This window comes from Klebsiella indica, from assembly GCF_005860775.1.
GTDB classification, from domain to species: domain Bacteria; phylum Pseudomonadota; class Gammaproteobacteria; order Enterobacterales; family Enterobacteriaceae; genus Klebsiella; species Klebsiella indica.
Genome location: NZ_VCHQ01000014.1, coordinates 53,416 through 73,055, shown reverse-complemented (window position 1 = coordinate 73,055; position 19,640 = coordinate 53,416). Strand labels below are relative to the sequence as shown.

Here is a 19,640-nt window from a genome sequence, read left to right as displayed (position 1 = left end):
ATTAAGAACCATGGCTTACGTAATGTCGATCATGGCGCCCGGCCCGATCCGGAAATTTCCCAGTTCGCACTACGCTGACCGGCGCCGCTTTTTCATCGGTAATGAGCGTACTGAATGCCATCAGAATAATAAAGAAAGCAACAAATTCAGCGCTGATTAACAGTACGTCCGTAAGGCCATAAATCAGCATCGATAGCATAATGAAAAACAACAGCAAATTATTACGCCGAAGAGCAAGCAGAACACCGCCGATATAGAACCCCAGAAGCAGGACTAACCCAATCACGCCCTGTAACGAAAAGGTATCAATCAGCTCGTTATGCAGATGGACGTTAATGTACATCATCGCGGTTTTATTCTCCGGATGAGTCTGAACATAATCAGCGCTTAAACGCTCACGGCTCTCCATCGATTGCCCAAGCGGTTTATGGACTCCGTTATAAATGCCCAGCGTCCACATCGAAAATCTTGCTCCCAGCGACGTATCGTCATTACCGGTCTGATAAGACGAGATCTCATGCACCGTCTGGAGAATTTTAGGTTTAACATGGGCGTTAAAGTTAATCCCCACAATACACAGAATAACCACCGCCACGCCCAGCATTGGTTTAAGCGGAATATTTTTTTTGAAGTTAAACAGTGTTAACAAGAAGATCAATATCGGGTAGACCCCCATCGCCGCCCGCGTACCGGTGAAGATAATATTCAGGTATGAGATAAGTATCACCGCGACAGCCAACATATAAGCCGATTTTTTGCGTAACTGGAACAACGCATAGATAAACGCCAGCGACAGCGTTGAATAGATATAAGCGGCAATCGTGGGGCGACTGATCGCCATCTCAATACGCTGCATCCCCTGCCATTCCTGAATAAAACCATATCCGGTTGCCAGTAACAGACTCACTCCCGAAACAATAATAAAAATCTTCTTCGCCATGTCGCGATGGAGATGATATTTAAAGCTATCCAGGTATAACACCAGAATACTGCCCAGCAGCAGTTTTTTACCGCCGAGAAAGTGGTCATTATAATGGTTGACATGACCATTCCTGACCTCGAAAAAGAGAAACCATAGCAGCTCCATCGCCCCCATGATCATCGGCAACAGAGCGACCTTCAGGCGTACTTTTCTGAGATTTTTGCGTTCAACAACGAATCCCAGTATGCTGGCATATACCGCCAGATAGAAAAAAACACGCTGCTGAGCGGAATCCAGCAGCAGAAATAGTAATGATATCGCCGACAGTATTATTGTCAGCATATAAGTATTGCGGTTTATCTTTTCCATAATGCCTGGATTGCCTTTTTCTTATAACTTAATCGCACGTCGCCAGACATAAAAAATCCCGGTGACAATGTTGCCTTTATCTTTTTTTCAACAATATGAGTCTGTTTTTCAGTCAAGAAGCGGGCATATTTCAGATAAATATCCAGCCAATGACAGTAAATCAGCCACTGAAATGAGGGAGGAAAGACGATTTCCATTTTTCTCGTACAGTTAACTAAATTACTAATTTTTGCTCTATCCAACGCACTGGAGAGGCTATTTTTGCGTTTAATATAATAATAATGTCCCTCTTTCTGAAACCAGATATTTTGCGACCGCATCAGAAAAGAGGGGAAAACGGCGAAATCCTCGTAGCAGGTCATGGCGGGTATGGGCTCACAAAGATAAATATCCTTACGAATAAATTGACCAATTAAATGCGCCTGAAAATCCTTATGGATCAGAAAACGACGAATGGCCTCGTTCTGCGTGAGTTGAATCGGGGAAAAGCCCGCCCAGTGGTTATCAATCGTGCCAGGGTCACGGGTCTCAATCAGATGCGTCAGCAGCAAATCGGGGCGGTGTTGCTTAAGAAACGCCACCGCATCACGCAGACTTCGGGGCTTAAGGAGATCATCATCGTCAACCATGGTGATATAGTCACCACGGGCCATCCGTACAGCAATGTTTCTGACGCTCCCGACATTCCTCATCTGAACTTCTTGTATCTGAACCGAAGAAAAGCTTTGTGCATAGCGCTCAATAATTTGCTGTGTTCTATCATGAGAACTGTCATTAAGAATGATAACTTCAACATCATTTTCACAATCAATGGCCTTTTTTACACTTTTCAACGTTTCAGCAAGAGTTAGCTCACAATCATGGGCTGTGACGACAATGCTTAAAAAGGGCATAAGGGCACTCCTGTTGGATAGCCTGTTTTATAAGTTTATATTTCGAGCAAATAGGATAAATCTTAAAATATAACATCCAGATAGTATTAAAAATCTATTTATTATAGTTCCAGCCAATTTTAGTAGAAAAACAAATAACTTGTAACAAAAAAAGAAACCATATGAAACAATTTGTATCAAAATGTAATTTTAGGAAAATAAATTTATCAGAATTATTATCTGGAATCAGATCAAAAAATAAAATTTAGTTATTCAACAAGATGTTGATATCACGCATAGTGAAGTCAACTGATTAATAAAAGTCGAACCGTCTTAAAAACAACCACTGCATGTTTTAATGAGAAAACAGTTGAGATAATTCGCATACGCTCAGATAGATAATCATCAGAATATGACGCATTGTCTATTACACTAATTCTTAATTTCATTATTAGTATGACAATGTCTCAAAAGACGCTTTTGGTTACTTATGCAGAGTAAGAGCCTATCCCATTAGGGCTATTTTGCTTGCCATTTTGAACCAGGGCAGTGCTCAGAATCTTCACGTACTACGTGTACGCTCCGGTTCTTCCGCGCTGGCCGTGTTCAAACTGTCTGCGCCAATAACGCCTGGTGGGATAGGTTCTAAGTTATGGCTTAAAACCGTCCGTGCCAGACTAAAATACGCTCATTCCGTCAGTCTTCATATTACTGTTATCGCTCAAAAGGCGTTCCAGCCTGCGTTTATGCAAGAGTGATGCAAAAGAGATTTTGCTATGCAGATCAATGCCATTGGTCGCGGCGCCGGGAATCGACTGCGCCCTTAGCGGCGATTAAGTCCGGCGGCGAAAAGTACGACGCCACTCTGCCGGGCTGACGCCAAAACGCGATTTAAACTGCTGGCGGTAAGTTACCGCAGAGAGATAACCCACTTCCTCCGCCACCTGCTCAACAGGCAAATCCCCGGCTTCCAGCAGGAGCTGGCTGCGGCGCAGACGTTCCGCAGACAGCCAGTCGGTAAGGCTCATACCTGTTGCTTTCACGAAATGGCGGGTCAAAGTACGGCGGCTCATTGCAGCCACCTGCGCCAGAGAGTCAAGATTGTGCGGCTGGCAAATATGCTGCTGGAGATACTCAAGCAGACCGTTAATCCGCGTATCTCGGGTGCTTTTCGGTACGGGCTGAGCGATAAATTGCGCTTGCCCGCCTTCACGGTGCGGAGCGATTATCATCCGCCGGGCAATCTGATTCGCCGCCAGGCTACCGAAACGCTGGCGAATAATATACAGGCAACAGTCGATCGCCGCCGCAGTGCCCGCCGAAGTGATAATCCGCTCATCGTCCACGTACAGGGCATTAATATCCAGACGCACTTGCGGGAACAGGCGTTGAAAATCCTGCTCAAATGCCCAGTGTGTTGCAGCGCGTTTACCGTCCAGTAATCCGGCGTAGCCCAGCACAAATGCCCCGAGGCACAGACCGACCATTTCCGCACCGTTATTGCGCGCGCGCAGCAGACTATCGAGCAACGACTGAGGAGGACGTTGATTCACCGCCCCCCAATATGGCACCACAACAATATCCGCCTGCTCCAGGATCGAAAAGTCGCCGCTGGCATTTAGCATAAAGCCGTCGCGAGCGCTCTGAAGACCAGGCCGTTCGGCGCAGATATGCAGATTAAAGCGTTTGGTTTCCGAGACCGTATCGCCAAATAGCATACAGGGAACCGAGTAATGAAACGGGCTAAACCCGTCCACCGCCACAATCGCCACTTCCGTTAGTTTCATCGCCCGCTCCGGCTTTAAAAAAACATACTTTCCCCATCCTGCGGGATGCTGACCGCATCGGCAATCCGATTATCAGCCACGTACTGCCGCAGCTCATCCCGGCTCAGCAAACAGTGGTTCACCGCTTCCATATGGCTGGCGACAATTTTGGCTTCCGGCAGAGTGAAGTGCGCCTTCAGTACATCTTCTTTACCCATAATGATCGGCCCAAAAGCGATGACGTGAGCATACCCGACATTCAGTACGATGACGTCCGGATGTAGTCTGACCATATCGGCTTCAACCTCATCGCGCCAGATCGTGTCACCCACTAGCCATAACGTTTTTTCCTGCGGATGACGGAAGACGACCCCACAGGCTTCGCCCAGACGTTCAGCCATCGCCGGAATAGCATAAGTACGGTCGCTACCGTGCTGACCTGACGTCGTTTTCACCAGGGAGATATCAGCAAACTTGCCGTGCGCTGAAAGCAGATGAATATTGCAAAAACCCTGCCCGTACAGTAGCTGACCATCGGCTTGATGCTGGACATAAACCGGTAACGTTTTGGGGATCGCGGCGATCGCCGCCGCATCCCAGTGATCTTCATGCGTATGGGTGACGATAACAGCATCAACGTCAACTATCTCTTTGACAGGAAAAGGCAGATCCACCAGCGGATTACGCAACTCACTACGCGCAGTACCGGCGAATCCCGACCAGGCGCCTTTGTCCGCCAGCATAGGATCTATCAGAAATCTTTTACCTGCGTATTCAATAATCTGAGTAGCATTACGGATATGGGTGATTTGCATGATGTTCATTCCTCTTCGCAGTCATCTGATAAACATCGTACCTGTCACCGCCCTGGCGAAATATGGCCGTTTGGTCAATGAGCGATGAGATTGGGCCAGTTTACGGCAGCCGCCATATGCGCAATACAGAGGGCTGTGCCGCACACGCAGCGGCGCTGATGCACAAGGTGAGATCGATATGGCGACTGGCGGACAACGGACGTTTTCCCGCGCGAGACGGTGGAGCGAACCGCAGGAGAAAACGGGGCGCTTTAGCGTAGCGGCTTCAGCATCCGCCAACGAAACCACAACTGGGCGACGAGGATCAGCACACCACCGATAATCTTCTGTAATGGCAGTTGTTCGCCGTACCACAGTGCAGCGGCGATCACCGTCAACAGAGGTTCCAGCACCATAATAATCGCAGCGCTGGCGACCGCGGCATACTTCTGCCCCTTCATTTGCAAACCGAAGCGTAGACTGGTCGCAATAACGATACTGGCCAGCAGCCAGCCAAAGGTCGGCAGCGTAAACGGCTGATCCCAGCTTTCAAAAGCGGCGGAGATCCCCAGTCCGACAATCCCGGTAATACCTAACTGTACGGTAGTCAACGGGATCAGCGGTACCTCGCGGGCGCAGTTGCTGGTGTAGCAAAACCAGATTGACTGTACCAGCGCAGTGAGCAGAAACCAGCCCTGGCTGGGATGGAACGCAATCGGCATATGCAGACTCAGTAATCCGAGGCCGATAACCGCAACCGGCAGACACTCCCAGTATGCCCGCGCCGGTCGCGCCTTCATCATCATCCAGGCGGTAAGCGGCACAAACAGCATCGACAGGCTCATAATAAACGCCCCTTCACCCAGCGATGGAGTTGTCGATACCGAATAGATCCACAGACACAGGTTTAGCGCAAACCACAGGCCGCTGATAATGATGCGCGGCCAGTGCTGCTTGTTGACGCGATAACCGCGGCAGAACGGCAGCAGCAACAGCGCAGCGAAGAAAAAGCGCAGACCAAGGAAGGCGAAAACCGGCATGCCGGCAATCGCTTCACGGGAAAAAATCCATCCGCAGGCGGCGATAACCGTCGCGGCTATGAGCAGCAAATCTGCCTGGCGTTGCCGGGTCATCGCCACGCCTCCTTGTGTTAATCGTTACCAGCCGGGAACCGCACCGCCGTTGAAGATAGTCTCAGCCGCCTTCGCCACTTCCGGTGACTGGTAGGACTGTATAAATTCTTTTACGTTTTCCGCATCTTTGTTGTCTTCACGGGTCACGATAATGTTCACATACGGCGAATGTTTATCTTCAATAAAGAGACCGTCTCGTACCGGCGAAAGTCCTGTCTGCTGAAGATAGGTGGTGCTGATGATCGCCACGTCAACTTTCGGGTCATCAATGACCCGCGGCAGTTGCGCCCCTTCCAGCTCCATGATGTTCAGGTGATGCGGATTGTCGGTAATATCGACCGCCGTCGGCAGCAGACCTGTACCTGCCTTGAGCGTGATCAGCTTCTCTTTTTGCAGCAGAAGCAGCGCACGCCCCAGGTTGGTCGGATCGTTAGGAATCGCAATAGTCGCGCCGTCTTTCAGTTCAGCGACAGATTTGATTTTGCGCGAATAGCCCGCCATTGGAAAGACGAAAGTATTACCAACTGCCACCAGGTGATAGTTGTGGGCTTTGTTATCCTGTTCGAGGAACGGCCGATGCTGAAAAACATTCGCGTCCAGATCACCGGCGTTGGTGGACTCATTCGGCAACAGTGAACCGCTAAAGCCCACCAGTTCGACATTGAGGCCATATTTCTCTTTTGCCACTTTCTTCGCCACTTCCGCCACATCCTGCTCAGCGCCATTAATGACGCCGACTTTAATATGTTTCGCATCACTGCCCTTCTGGTCGCAGCCCACCAGCAACAGGCCTGCCAGCATGACGGCGGCGGCTGTCCGTAAACGCAAAGTCATTGTTATTACCCCGTTAATCCATACAGAATTATTATTTTTCCGTATAAAACTATAACGACTTCCGGGTTGGGTTTTAAACTGCAAAAGCGGCAACTGGAAATAAAATCATCTTCCCCGGCTTACGCGCCCCCGTACCATGCTGAAGACAGGATCAGCCGATTTGCCAAATCATCAGCAGTTGATAACCCGGCTTCTGGTAAAACGGCAGCGCCTGAAAGCTGAACGTATCCACCAGCATATGATTGCAACCGCACCACCGCGCCGGGTTTTCCGCTTCTTGCATCAGCCCGCGCCCCAACCCGCTGCCGAGAGGCTTCCCTGATCCACAGATACCCAATGCACAGCCAGCAATTCCTCCCGATCGGTGGGTTGAATGTTATTTGTTATTATCAGCGTCACCCGTCATCTCCACCTTTTATTTTTTACAGACCATTTCCTATTCGGTTTTCACAAAATATCCTTTTTTTCTCCATTATTCCCTGACTAAAATTAAGTCATTAAAATTTGTGTAAAAAGCCTTTCCATCATTCAGCACTGACGTATAATGGAGAAAATGAGAATAACTATTCTCATTATTTTAAATCAGGGTTATCCGATACCCTAAATAATTCGGGTTGCTTAAAGGCGGCAAGGGCATGAGTCCCCTGGAGCATAGATAACTATGTGACTGAGGTGTTCGAGCGTAGCCAACGCATAAGCAACTTAAAGTATGACGGGTATATATGTACGCCCTGTGACAGGCAAAACGTCCTGGTTCAGAGTCTGTAATCACTATCTGATACCATCTTGCCGTCAGAGGCATTATCTAAAAAACCGGTTAGTTCATAACGGTAATATCAGCGTCATTTACTGCAAACAGGAATATTTATTTTCCATTTTGTTATTTTATGCTTGCCCGGAGATGCATCATCGTCTACCCCATCACCCCGACTGTGAGTTTTACGGGGCGGACGTCGTTCATCCTGAGAAAATATAATGAAATACACTATAGCCCCCATCGCAATAGCATTATTTCTCCTTAGCGGATGCGATAATGCACAAACATCCTCCCAACAACAACAGCTCCAGGAAGTGGGCGTCGTCACCCTGAAAAGCCAGCCAGTCCCGGTGGTGAGCAACCTTACGGGCCGTACTACCGCTTCGCTTAGCGCCGAAGTGCGGCCACAGGTCGGCGGTATCATACAAAAACGCCTGTTTACCGAAGGCGATATGGTCAAAGCCGGACAGGCGCTGTACCAAATCGACCCGGCCAGCTATCGGGCGACGTTCGACGAAGCTGCCGCATCGCTGAAGCAGGCCCAGGCGCTGGTGACAGCCGATTGTCAAAAAGCCCGGCGCTACGCGGTGCTGGTCAAAGATAACGGCGTCTCCCGTCAGGACGCCGACGACGCGCTATCGACCTGTAACCAGGACAAAGCCAGCGTCGAGTCGAAAAAAGCGGCGCTGGAGAGCGCGCGTATCAACCTGAACTGGACCACAGTCACAGCGCCCATTTCCGGCCGCATCGGCATCTCCTCGGTCACGCCGGGCGCGCTGGTTTCCGCCGATCAGGATACTGCGCTGGCAACGATCCGCGGTCTGGATACGATGTATGTCGATCTCACCCGCTCCAGCGTCGACCTGTTGCGCCTGCGTAAGCAAAGCCTCGCGACCAACAGCGATACGCTTAACGTGACCCTGACCCTTGAAGATGGCAGCACCTACAACCAAAAAGGCCGTCTGGCGCTGACCGAAGTGGCAGTGGATGAATCCACCGGGTCGGTGACGCTGCGCGCAATCTTCCCCAATCCGCAGCACATACTGCTGCCCGGGATGTTCGTTCGCGCCCGCATTGATGAAGGCATCATGAACGATGCGATCCTCGCCCCGCAGCAGGGTATCACCCGTGACGCCAAAGGCGACGCTATCGCGCTGGTCGTCGACGCTCACAATAAAGTTGAGCAACGCAGCGTAGAAACCGGCGACACCTATGGCGACAAGTGGCTGATAGTCAAAGGTCTGAAAAGTGGCGATAAGCTCATTGTCGAGGGTTCCAGCAAAGTCGCCCCCGGCCAACAGGTGAAAGCCGTTGAAGTCAAAGAAACCCAAAATGACGGAGATAACGCCTGATGTTCTCCCGTTTCTTCGTGCGACGTCCGGTTTTCGCCTGGGTTATCGCCATTTTGATTATGCTTGCCGGGGTTCTGGCGATCCGTACTCTGCCGGTCGCCCAGTATCCCGACGTCGCGCCGCCGGCGGTAAAAATCTCCGCCACCTACACCGGCGCCTCTGCGGAAACGCTGGAAAACAGCGTGACCCAGGTCATCGAACAGCAGCTTACCGGGCTGGATAATCTGCTCTATTTTACCTCCACCAGCAGCTCGGACGGTTCAGTCAGCATCACCGTGACGTTCGAGCAGGGTACCAACCCGGATACCGCACAGGTTCAGGTACAGAACAAAGTCGAGCAGGCCAAATCACGCCTGCCCAGCGAAGTGCAACAGTCCGGCGTGACGGTGGAAAAATCACAGAGCAGCTTCCTGCTGATCCTCGCGGTATATGACAAAAATAACAAAGCCACCAGTTCCGATATCTCCGACTGGCTGGTCAGTAACATGCAGGACCCGCTGGCGCGTCTTGAAGGCGTCGGCAGTCTGAAGGTTTTTGGCGCGGAACACGCCATGCGTATCTGGATGGATCCGACCAAACTGGCTTCCTATTCGCTGATGCCCTCTGATGTGGAATCAGCAATAGAGGCGCAGAACGTGCAGGTCTCCGCCGGTAAAATCGGCGCGCTGCCCGCATCCAGTCATCAACAGCTGACCGCGACGGTCCGCGCCCAGTCACGGCTACAAACCGTCGACCAGTTCAAAAATATTATCGTCAAAAGCAAAGCCGACGGTTCGGTGGTGCGCCTGAGCGATGTCGCCCGCGTCGAAATGGGGAGTGAAGATTATACCGCTTCCGCCAACCTCAACGGCCACCCGGCCGCGGGGATCGCGGTGATGATGGCCCCAGGGGCCAACGCCCTGAATACCGCGACGCTGGTGAAAAGCAAGATTGCCGAATTCCAGCGTCAGATGCCGCAGGGCTACGAAATCGCCTACCCGAAAGACAGCACCGAGTTTATTAAAATCTCGGTGGAAGATGTGATTCAGACCCTGTTTGAAGCCATCGTCCTCGTCGTCTGCGTGATGTATCTGTTCCTGCAAAACTTCCGCGCAACGCTGATTCCGGCGGTCGCGGTTCCGGTGGTGCTGCTGGGAACGTTCGGCGTACTGGCGCTGTTTGGTTACTCCATCAATACCCTGACGCTGTTTGCGATGGTGCTGGCGATCGGGTTACTGGTAGATGACGCCATCGTGGTGGTGGAAAACGTCGAACGTATTATGCGCGACGAAGGGTTGCCCGCCCGCGAAGCCACCGAAAAATCAATGGGAGAAATCTCCGGCGCGCTGATCGCCATTGCCCTGGTCCTCTCGGCGGTGTTCCTGCCGATGGCCTTCTTCGGCGGCTCCACCGGGGTGATCTATCGCCAGTTCTCGGTCACTATTATCTCGGCGATGATGCTGTCGGTAGTGGTCGCGCTGACCTTAACCCCGGCGCTGTGCGGGTCGCTGCTGACCCATTCTAAACCTCATACCAAAGGCTTCTTCGGCGCCTTCAACCGCCTGTGGGGGCGCACCGAACAGGGTTACCAGCACCGGGTAGTCGGCGGCCTGCGCCGCTCGGCGGTGATGATGGGTGCCTTTGTGCTGATTTGCGGCGGCATGGCGCTGGCGATGTGGAAACTGCCGGGCAGCTTCCTGCCGACAGAAGATCAGGGCGAAATCATGGTCCAGTACACCCTGCCCGCCGGGGCGACGGCAGTGCGTACCGCCGAGGTCCGGCGCCAGGTCACCAACTGGTTCCTGACCACAGAGAAAGCCAATACTGACGTTATCTTTACCGTCGACGGCTTTAGCTTCAGCGGTAGTGGGCAGAACACCGGGATGGCTTTCGTGTCGCTAAAAAACTGGTCCGAACGTAAAGGTGCGGAAAATACCGCCCAGGCTATTGCTCTGCGTGCCAATAAAGAACTCGGCCGCATTCGTGACGCCACGCTGTTCGCCATGACCCCGCCTTCGGTGGATGGTCTGGGGCAGAGCAATGGCTTCACCTTTGAACTGATGGCCAGCGGCGGCACCGATCGTGATAGTCTGATGAAGATGCGCAGCCAGCTGCTGGCAGAGGCGCATCAAAGCCCAGAGCTGCAATCCGTGCGCGCCAACGATCTGCCGCAGATGCCGCAGCTCCGGGTGGATATCGATAATAATAAAGCGGTGTCGCTTGGGCTGTCGTTAAGCGATGTCACCGATACTCTCTCCAGCGCCTGGGGTGGGACCTACGTCAACGACTTTATCGATCGCGGTCGCGTCAAAAAGGTCTATATCCAGGGGGAAAGCGACGCCCGCGCCGTACCGTCCGACCTCGGAAAATGGTTCGTCCGGAGTAGCGACGATAGCATGACGCCGTTCTCCGCCTTCGCCACCACCCATTGGGAATACGGACCAGAAAGCCTGGTGCGCTACAACGGCTCCGCCGCCTTTGAAATCCAGGGCGAGAATGCCAGCGGGTTTAGTTCCGGCGCGGCGATGGACAAGATGGAAGCCTTAGCCAATAAGCTGCCTGCCGGAAGCACCTGGGCCTGGAGCGGCATGTCGCTGCAGGAAAAACTCGCCAGCGGCCAGGCGATGAGCCTCTATGCGATCTCTATTCTGGTGGTATTCCTGTGCCTCGCGGCGCTGTATGAAAGCTGGTCGGTACCGTTCTCGGTGATCATGGTGATCCCGCTCGGGCTGCTTGGCGCGGCGCTGGCGACATGGATGCGCGGTCTGAATAACGATGTCTACTTTCAGGTGGCGCTGCTCACCACTATCGGCCTGTCGTCAAAGAACGCCATCCTGATCGTTGAATTCGCCGAATCGGCGCTGGAAGAGGGCTACTCCCTGTCGCGTGCCGCCATGCGCGCTGCGCAAACGCGTTTACGCCCCATTGTGATGACCTCGCTGGCGTTTATCGCCGGGGTTCTGCCGCTGGCAATCGCCACCGGCGCTGGCGCCAACAGCCGCGTGGCGATTGGTACCGGGATTATCGGCGGGACCCTGACGGCGACGCTGCTGGCAATCTTCTTCGTGCCGTTGTTCTTCGTGCTGGTGAAACGTTTCTTCACCCGCTATCGTTCTTCTCAGGAGTAAGCTATGTTTCGTTTTTCCCTCGTGTTTGTTGCGCTCCTGACGGCAGGCTGTGTCTCTCTCGATCCGCACTATGAGCGCCCGGCGGCGCCCATTCCCGCCACCCTGCCCGGTAGCCACGGCGAGGCAACCGCGGTAGTGAATGACTGGCAGCAGGTGGTGAATGACGCCCGCCTCAAAAAAGTGGTGAGTATTGCGCTGACCAGCAACCGCGACGTGCAGAAAGCGCTGGCCGATATCGAAGCCGCGCGCGCCCAGTTTGGCGAAACCCGCGCCTCGTTATTCCCGACCCTCGACGCGGAACTGAGCCATACCCGCAGCAAAACGGTCGCCAATGGGCTCACGTCGTCATCGGAAGCCGACGGCGCGGTTTCCAGCTTTGAGCTGGATCTGTTCGGCAAGAACCAAAGCCTGACGCGTGCGGCGCGGGAGACCTGGCTTGCCAGTGAATACACCGCGCAGAATACGCGCCTGACGATGATCGCCGACCTGACCACCGCCTGGATAACGCTGGCGGCGGATAACAGTAATCTGGCGCTGGCTCAGGAAACGATGGCCAGCGCGGAGAATTCACGCAAAATCGTCACCCGCCAGATGGACGTAGGTACCGCTTCGGCAAGTGACCTCAGCGATGCGGAAAGCGTCTATCAGCAGGCGCGCGCCAGCGTCGCCAGCTACCGTACGCTGGTGGCGCAGGATAAAAATGCGCTCAATCTGCTGGCCGGAGAAACCGTACCGGATAGTCTGCTGCCCGGCACGCTGGAGAGTCTCGGCGGCCACAGTATCGCCCTGGTCCCGGCGGGTGTATCCTCTTCGGTACTGCTACGTCGCCCGGATATTCAGGAAGCAGAGCATAATCTGAAGAGCGCTAACGCCGATATCGGCGCGGCGCGGGCCAACTTCTTCCCGTCGATCTCGCTGACCGCCAGCGCCGGAGTTGGTAGCGACTCGCTCTCTTCTCTGTTTAGTCACGGCATGCAGGTGTGGTCATTCGCACCGTCCATTAGCCTGCCGCTGTTTACCGGCGGCAGTAATCTGGCGCAACTGCGCTATGCTGAAGCGGAGAAAAAAGGGCTAATCGCCACCTATGAGAAGACGATTCAAAGCGCCTTCAAGGACGTGGCCGATGCGCTGGCGCGCCGGGAAACGCTCAACGAACAGCTGGACGCGCAGAAAAAATATGTCGCGGCGGAACAAAAATCGCTGGATATTGCGATGAAGAGCTACCAGGCCGGCGTTGGAGATTACCTGTCGGTGCTCACCGCCCAACGGACGCTGTGGTCGGCACAGGCAACGCTAATCTCTCTTCAACAAACCGATCTGGAAAACCGTATTACTCTCTGGCAGTCGCTGGGAGGCGGAGCCAGTTAACGCTTATTCCGGGCGGCAACGCCCGGTATGCTGACAAGGAGCCAGTAAATATGTCCCGAATATCCCTCTCCTGGGTGGTGGTTCTCGGGTTACTCAGTGCCATCGGGCCGCTGTGTACCGATTTCTATCTGCCCGCGCTGCCGGAAATCACCCAACAGCTTAACGCCACCGGCACGCAAACCCAGCTATCGCTGACCGCGGCGCTGATTGGACTCGGCCTTGGCCAGCTTTTTTTTGGCCCGCTGAGCGACCGGATTGGCCGTAAAAAACCGCTGGCGCTTTCTCTGCTGCTGTTTATCTTCTCCTCGGTGATGTGTGCGATAACCTACGATATTCATATGCTGATCGCCTGGCGTTTTCTGCAGGGCTTCGCCGGAGCGGGCGGTTCGGTGCTGTCACGCTCCATCGCCCGTGACCGATACCAGGGCACCCTTCTGACCCAGTTTTTCGCTCTGCTGATGACCGTCAACGGCATCGCTCCTGTGCTGTCGCCGGTGATTGGCGGCTGGATCATCACCGCGTTTAACTGGCGCATTCTGTTCTGGGCTATGGCGGCTATCGGCATCATATTGCTGCTGCTCAGCCTGGTGGTTCTCCATGAAACGCTGCCGAAAAAAAGCGCCGCTTCCGTGACACAGCAGCAGACTGATACTCCTGTGCTGAAAAATCGCCGCTTTATGCGCTACTGCCTGATTCAGGCCTTTATGATGGCCGGTTTGTTCTCTTATATCGGCTCATCTTCGTTCGTTATCCAGAATGAATACGCCATGAGCGCGATGCAGTTCAGCCTGCTGTTCGGCCTTAACGGTATCGGGCTGATTATCACCGCGCTGATTTTTTCGCGTCTGGCACGCCGCATCAGCGCCGAGCCGCTACTACGCAGCGGCCAGGTGCTGGCGGTGACATTTGCTGTCATCACTCTGTTGTTTGCCTGGCTACACCTGTCGACGCTGGCCCTGATCGGCTTGTTTTTCACGGTTTCCATCATGAGCGGAATCGGTACCGTGGCAGGCGCGGAGGCAATGAATGCCATCAACGCTCGCCAGTCCGGCACCGCGTCGGCACTGCTCGGTACGCTGATGTTTGTCTTTGGCGGCATTGCCGCGCCGCTGGCCGGGATCGGCGGTGAAACGATGCTAAAAATGAGCCTTGCCATGACTCTTGCCTACCTGGCCTCCCTGCTTATTGGCCTGAAAAAACCACACGTCAGCGAATAACATCCTCTGGCGGTAATAAAATATTCCAATTTTATTACCGCCATGTTTCCCGCTCTTACTGAAATCTCCTATTATTCATAACATCCCAATCGTGATAATCTTCACACGAAAGGAATAATTAATTCCTTATACTGCCTGTCACTGTGAATAATGAGGTTCTTATGAGTATCGACCTGAGCAAACTGCCGACCGAGCGCCGAAACGCCAATAGCGCCAATATTGACACCCTCTCCACCGAAGAGATGCTGACGGTGATTAATCAGGAAGATCAGCTGGTGGCGCACGCGATCACCCCCTGGCTGGCACAAATTGCCCAGGTCGTGGATAAGGTTGCGGCGGCGCTGCAGGCGGGCGGGCGGTTGATTTACATTGGCGCAGGGACTTCCGGTCGTCTGGGGATCCTCGACGCCAGCGAGTGTCCGCCAACATTCGGTACCCGCCCTGAGCAGGTGGTGGGGATCATCGCGGGCGGCCATAAAGCGATTCTGAGCGCCGTCGAAAACGTTGAAGATAACAAAGCGCAAGGCGCGATGGATCTGCAAAACCTCAGCGTCAGCAGCGGTGATGTGCTGGTCGGCCTGGCCGCCAGCGGGCGCACGCCATACGTGATTGGCGCGATGGAATATGCCCGCAGTCAGAATGCCTTTGTCGCTATGGTCAGCTGTAACCCACACGGCGAAATGGCGCAACTGGCGGATGTCGCCATTACGCCGGTCGTCGGCCCGGAAGTAGTGACCGGCTCAACGCGTCTGAAGGCGGGTACCGCGCAAAAGCTGGTGCTGAATATGATCTCCACCGGCGCGATGATCCGCATCGGCAAGGTCTACAGCAACCTGATGGTGGATGTTGAAGCCACCAACGCCAAACTTATTGAGCGCCAGGTGTCCATCGTCATGGAAGCCACCGGGTGCGATCGCGTGACCGCCCAACGTGCGCTGGATGCCTGCGCCCGCCACTGTAAAACGGCCATCGTGATGGTGCTGGCTGATTTAAGCGCCGCAGAAGCCGGGGCGCTGCTGGCGAAAAATAAGGGCTATATCCGCAAGGCGCTGAGCCGCGCCTGACCGCTGACAAACAGGTAATCTGCAATGGCAAAAATAAATAAAGAAATGATAGTGCGGATCCTCAGCCACGTTGGCGGAGCCGGGAATGTCGCGCAGGCAGGCAACTGTATGACCCGCCTGCGCCTGACCCTGCGCAATGCGTCACAGGCCGATAGCGAGGCTATCCGTCAGATTGACGGCGTGATGGGGGTTATCGTCAGCGACGAACAGTTTCAGGTGGTATTGGGTCCCGGCAAGGCGCAAACCGCAGCGGAGATAATGAATGCCCTGCTGGAAGAGACCCCGAGGGAGGTCCCCTCTCTGGCCGATGTCGCTGCGGAGAAAAAACAGGCACTGAAAAGCAAGCAAACCAGCGGCGTACAAAAGTTTCTCGCCAAATTTGCCACCATTTTCACGCCGCTGATCCCCGGTTTTATCGCCGTCGGCCTGCTGCTGGGGTTTGCCACCCTGGCGGAGCAGATGTTTATCCTCGAAAATACCCATCCGAATGCCGCGCTGGTGGCGCTGATCGGTTATATGAAGGTCTTCAGCAAGGGGATGTTTACCTTTCTGAGCATCCTGATCGGCTATAACGCTCAGAAGGCGTTCGGCGGCTCCGGGGTGAATGGCGCGATTATCGCGGCGCTATTTGTACTCGGCTATAACCCGGAAGCCACCAGCGGTTTTTATTCCGGTATCTCGACCTTCTTCGGGCAAAGTATCGACCCGCGCGGCAACATTATCGGGGTGCTGATCGCCTGCATTATCGGCGCGTGGGTGGAAAAGCAGGTGCGCCGTATTATGCCCGCCAACCTCGATATGATCCTCACCTCAGCGGTGACGCTGCTGATAATGGGCGCGATAACCTTTACCGTCATTATGCCGATTGGCGGCTGGCTGTTCACCGGGATGTCATGGCTGTTCCTGCATCTTAACGGCAACCCGTTCGGCTCTGCGGTGCTGGCCGGTCTGTTTCTGCTGGCGGTCATGTTTGGCGTGCATCAGGGCTTTGTGCCGGTCTATTTCGCGCTGGTGGACGCGCAAGGTTTTAACTCGCTGTTCCCGATTCTGGCGATGGCCGGAGCCGGGCAGGTGGGCGCGGCGCTGGCGCTGTTCTGGCGGGCAAAGCATGGTTCGCTGCTGCGCACCCAGATTAAAGGGGCGATAATTCCCGGCGTGCTCGGTATCGGCGAACCGCTAATTTACGGCGTCACGCTGCCGCGAATGAAGCCGTTTATCACCGCCTGCCTCGGCGGCGCCTGCGGCGGGTTTTTCCTCGGTTTTATTGCCTGGATGGGGTTACCGGTCGGCCTGAATACGGTGTTTGGCCCTTCCGGGCTGGTGGCGCTGCCGCTGATGACGTCCGGTAGCGGCATCTATACCGGAATGGCGGTATATGCCGCGGGGCTGGCAGTGTCCTACCTGTGCGGCTTCGCGCTGACCTGGCTGTTCGGCAGTAAAAATGTCGATTTAAGTTAAGGTGCCGTCCTGATTAACATCGCTGACCACGTCAGTTTGCGGCAATGGCCCGGTAGCGCAACGCTTACCGGGTTACCCGTTCCCATCAATAGCGCCGAAAACCGCAGAGATCAGCAACGGACCAAATCGTCTGAAAACCATCTCCGCCCCCACTGTGCGGGCGCGCTCATGCTATGATGCGTCTTTGCGATATTTCACCTGAGGGAAAGATGGGCTCCAGCAAAAAAGGAATGCTGAATGTACTGATAGCCGCCGTGCTGTGGGGAAGTTCCGGCGTCTGTGCACAATTCATTATGCAGCAAAGTCAGATGTCATCGCCGTTTCTGACCATGACCCGCCTGTTGTTCGCCGGCATGATTATCCTGATGCTCTCGTTCGTTCACGGCGATAAAATTTTCCGTATCCTGCAAAACCACAAAGATACCTTCAGACTGCTGATCTTCTCCTTATTTGGCGCACTGACCGTACAATACACTTTCCTGATAACTATCGAAAAATCAAACGCCGCCACCGCGACGGTGCTGCAGTTTCTGTCGCCGACGATTATCGTCGCCTGGTTTGCTGTCGCCCGTAAAATGCGCCCCAATCCGCTGGTGCTGGCGGCTATCTGTACTTCGCTCATTGGCACGTTTCTGCTGGTCACCCACGGCAATCCGACAACCCTATCGATTTCCCCCGCCGCGCTCTTCTGGGGAATTGCCTCGGCGTTTGCTGCCGCCTTCTACACCACCTATCCATCAACGCTGATAGCCCGCTACGGAACCTTGCCGATTGTCGGCTGGAGCATGCTGCTCGGCGGTGCGATGCTGTTACCGTTCTATGCCGGGCAGGGCAATCATTTTGTGGTTACTGGCGGTCTGCTGTTGGCGTTTTTCTACCTGGTGGTTATCGGTACATCGCTTACCTTTAGTCTTTATTTGAACGGCGCACAGCGGATTGGCGGCGCGAAGGCGGGTATTCTCAGCTGTGCGGAACCACTGAGCAGCGCCTTACTTTCCCTGCTGTTGCTGGGCATTACCTTTACCCTTCCGGACTGGCTGGGAACGCTACTGATTCTCTCATCGGTGGTGCTGATAGCCCTTGATTCGCGGCGGCGAGTGAAAACGACCTGACGATAATCTGGCGGCACTGGATGCTATCAACGCATCAGGCTGTGAACGCCAGAGATCGACTCGTCTCGGGCGTATGGCATGGTAGATACGCCGGTCAGCCGCATCCATTACTGGCCGGGGGACAGAAGCATTCCTCCCCCGTTATACCCGTACTTTCATTACCACCAATATGCCGGCAAGCAACATCAACGTGCCGGAGAGCGCCAGCGGCGACAGCAGTCCTAAATGATCCAGCGCCACACCACCAATGGCTGCGCCGCAGGTGTTAGCCAGCTGAATCACCGCTACCTGGATTGACCCGGCCTTCTCCGCCTGATCGGAAAGGGAGCGAGTGATCCACGTTGACCACCCTACCGGCACCAGCGCAAACGACAGCCCCCAGACAATCGCAATCCCTGCCGCCACCACTTTTTCGCGTCCCCACAACGTCAGCACCAGCGCGCTGACGGCCAGAACCAACGGCGCGCCTGCCAGCGCCAGTTTGACCGAGCGTTTAAGAACAGAAGAAGAGAGCGACGTTCCCACAAAACTGGCGATGCCAAAGCTCAACAGCACCAGCGTCAGGCCATCGACATCAAAGCCCGCCAGATTCATATACACCGGGCGGATGTAGGTAAAGAACGCGAACTGTCCGGCAAAGGACATAAAGATGGCGATCATCCCCGCCATTACGCCGGGACGTTGCAACAGACTGAAAATATTTTGCTTTTGGTGAGACGGTTCGCCAGGCAGCGAAGGTAACGATTTCACTACCCAAATAACACACAGTACGCCCATCACCGCCGCCGCGTTAAAAACATGACGCCAGCCAATAATCCCACCTAAAAAACTGCCCAGCGGCGCGGCGATCACCAGCGCGATGGAGACCGCGCCAAAAATAACCGACAACGCTTTAGGCACGGTACGCGGCGGCACCAGACGCATCGTCAACGAAGCCGACATCGCCCAGAATCCCCCCAGCGCCAGCCCCAGGCAGGCACGCCCGGCCAACAGCAGCGTGAAGGAAGTTGCAAATGAGACCAGCAGACAGGAAAGCGTCAGTAAAACGGCAAACAGGATCACCACATAGCGACGATCGGTCGCCTGAATAATTTGGGTGATAAACAGGCTGGCAAACATGGCGACAAACGCCGTTACCGTTACCGACTGCCCGGCGACGCCTTCAGATATTCCGAGGTCCTGCGCCATCGGCGTCAGCAGGCTGACGGGCAAAAACTCAACGGTGATCAGGCAGGCAACACAGAACGCCACAGCGAAAACAGCCGACCAGTTTGGCCGGATAATCGTCTCAGCATGGGATTGTTCTGCAATTCTTGTACTCATTTCGTTACCTGCGTCTTTCTCTGCCAGAAAAGCCGTGCAGTGTAACATCTAAAGTGTGACGCATTTAACGTTTTAGCAACTTTCCTTTGTTGCAGGGAAATATGCTTACCCGATCACATGATGAAAAATGCGCCATGATATTCGCGCGCCTTCGCATTCACAGTGGGAAGAAAAGAACATAGTATAGCACTA

The 19,640-nt window shown here is 54.2% G+C and carries 14 protein-coding genes and 1 pseudogene; 7 read left to right on the top strand and 8 right to left on the bottom strand.

Translation table 11 applies throughout. The features are described 5' to 3' along the window. Window position 1 precedes the first annotated feature (1 nt). The 7 genes and pseudogenes from FE839_RS11520 to FE839_RS11490 all read right to left on the bottom strand — a co-directional run. The gene (locus FE839_RS11520) at window positions 2–1,291 is read right to left on the bottom strand and encodes an O-antigen ligase family protein (protein WP_138360948.1); all 1,290 of its coding nucleotides are present in this window, start codon (window positions 1,289–1,291) and stop codon (window positions 2–4) included. Then, a complete protein-coding gene (locus FE839_RS11515) occupies window positions 1,279–2,184 on the bottom strand; it encodes a glycosyltransferase family 2 protein (protein WP_138360947.1) in 906 nt (301 codons plus the stop codon). The genes FE839_RS11520 and FE839_RS11515 overlap by 13 nt, the downstream gene beginning before the upstream one ends. 812 nt (window positions 2,185–2,996) lie before the next feature. Further along, window positions 2,997–3,950 (bottom strand): GlxA family transcriptional regulator, encoded by a 954-nt coding sequence (locus tag FE839_RS11510; protein ID WP_138360946.1) that lies wholly within the window; start codon window positions 3,948–3,950, stop codon window positions 2,997–2,999. 14 nt (window positions 3,951–3,964) lie between these two features. Further along, window positions 3,965–4,744, bottom strand: coding sequence for an MBL fold metallo-hydrolase (locus tag FE839_RS11505; protein ID WP_138360945.1), 780 nt, complete (start codon window positions 4,742–4,744; stop codon window positions 3,965–3,967). A gap of 251 nt (window positions 4,745–4,995) precedes the next feature. Then, on the bottom strand, window positions 4,996–5,856 hold the full coding sequence (locus FE839_RS11500; RefSeq protein ID WP_138360944.1) for a DMT family transporter: 861 nt from the start codon (window positions 5,854–5,856) through the stop codon (window positions 4,996–4,998). 24 nt (window positions 5,857–5,880) lie between these two features. Next, window positions 5,881–6,690, bottom strand: coding sequence for a lipoprotein NlpA (gene nlpA / locus FE839_RS11495; RefSeq protein WP_138360943.1), 810 nt, complete (start codon window positions 6,688–6,690; stop codon window positions 5,881–5,883). Window positions 6,691–6,841: 151 nt separating this feature from the next. Further along, window positions 6,842–7,037 (bottom strand): annotated as a pseudogene (locus FE839_RS11490) (GNAT family N-acetyltransferase); the annotation flags it as partial. A 628-nt stretch (window positions 7,038–7,665) separates the two neighbouring features. On the opposite strand from FE839_RS11490, the gene FE839_RS11485 reads away from it, so the two are divergent. The 7 genes from FE839_RS11485 (at window position 7,666) to FE839_RS11455 (ending at window position 18,125) form a co-directional block, all read left to right on the top strand. Next, complete coding sequence (locus FE839_RS11485) at window positions 7,666–8,799, top strand: efflux RND transporter periplasmic adaptor subunit (protein ID WP_138360942.1); 1,134 nt, start codon at window positions 7,666–7,668, stop codon at window positions 8,797–8,799. Beyond that, complete coding sequence (locus tag FE839_RS11480; RefSeq protein WP_138360941.1) at window positions 8,799–11,906, top strand: efflux RND transporter permease subunit; 3,108 nt, start codon at window positions 8,799–8,801, stop codon at window positions 11,904–11,906. The genes FE839_RS11485 and FE839_RS11480 overlap by 1 nt, the downstream gene beginning before the upstream one ends. Window positions 11,907–11,909: 3 nt before the next feature. Next, window positions 11,910–13,274, top strand: a complete 1,365-nt coding sequence (locus FE839_RS11475) for an efflux transporter outer membrane subunit (protein WP_138360940.1) — start codon at window positions 11,910–11,912, stop codon at window positions 13,272–13,274. A 50-nt stretch (window positions 13,275–13,324) separates the two neighbouring features. Beyond that, complete coding sequence (locus FE839_RS11470; RefSeq protein WP_138360939.1) at window positions 13,325–14,491, top strand: multidrug effflux MFS transporter; 1,167 nt, start codon at window positions 13,325–13,327, stop codon at window positions 14,489–14,491. A 161-nt stretch (window positions 14,492–14,652) separates the two neighbouring features. Then, a complete protein-coding gene (gene murQ / locus FE839_RS11465; RefSeq protein ID WP_138360938.1) occupies window positions 14,653–15,555 on the top strand; it encodes an N-acetylmuramic acid 6-phosphate etherase in 903 nt (300 codons plus the stop codon). A 24-nt stretch (window positions 15,556–15,579) separates the two neighbouring features. Further along, window positions 15,580–17,013, top strand: a complete 1,434-nt coding sequence (gene murP, locus FE839_RS11460; protein ID WP_138360937.1) for a PTS N-acetylmuramic acid transporter subunit IIBC — start codon at window positions 15,580–15,582, stop codon at window positions 17,011–17,013. Window positions 17,014–17,222: 209 nt separating this feature from the next. Further along, window positions 17,223–18,125: a DMT family transporter gene (locus tag FE839_RS11455; protein WP_308562220.1), complete on the top strand. Its 903-nt coding sequence runs from the start codon at window positions 17,223–17,225 to the stop codon at window positions 18,123–18,125. A 141-nt stretch (window positions 18,126–18,266) separates the two neighbouring features. Here FE839_RS11455 and nepI read toward each other — a convergent pair whose 3' ends face one another. Further along, complete coding sequence (gene nepI, locus FE839_RS11450; RefSeq protein ID WP_138360936.1) at window positions 18,267–19,448, bottom strand: purine ribonucleoside efflux pump NepI; 1,182 nt, start codon at window positions 19,446–19,448, stop codon at window positions 18,267–18,269. Window positions 19,449–19,640: the final 192 nt, after the last annotated feature.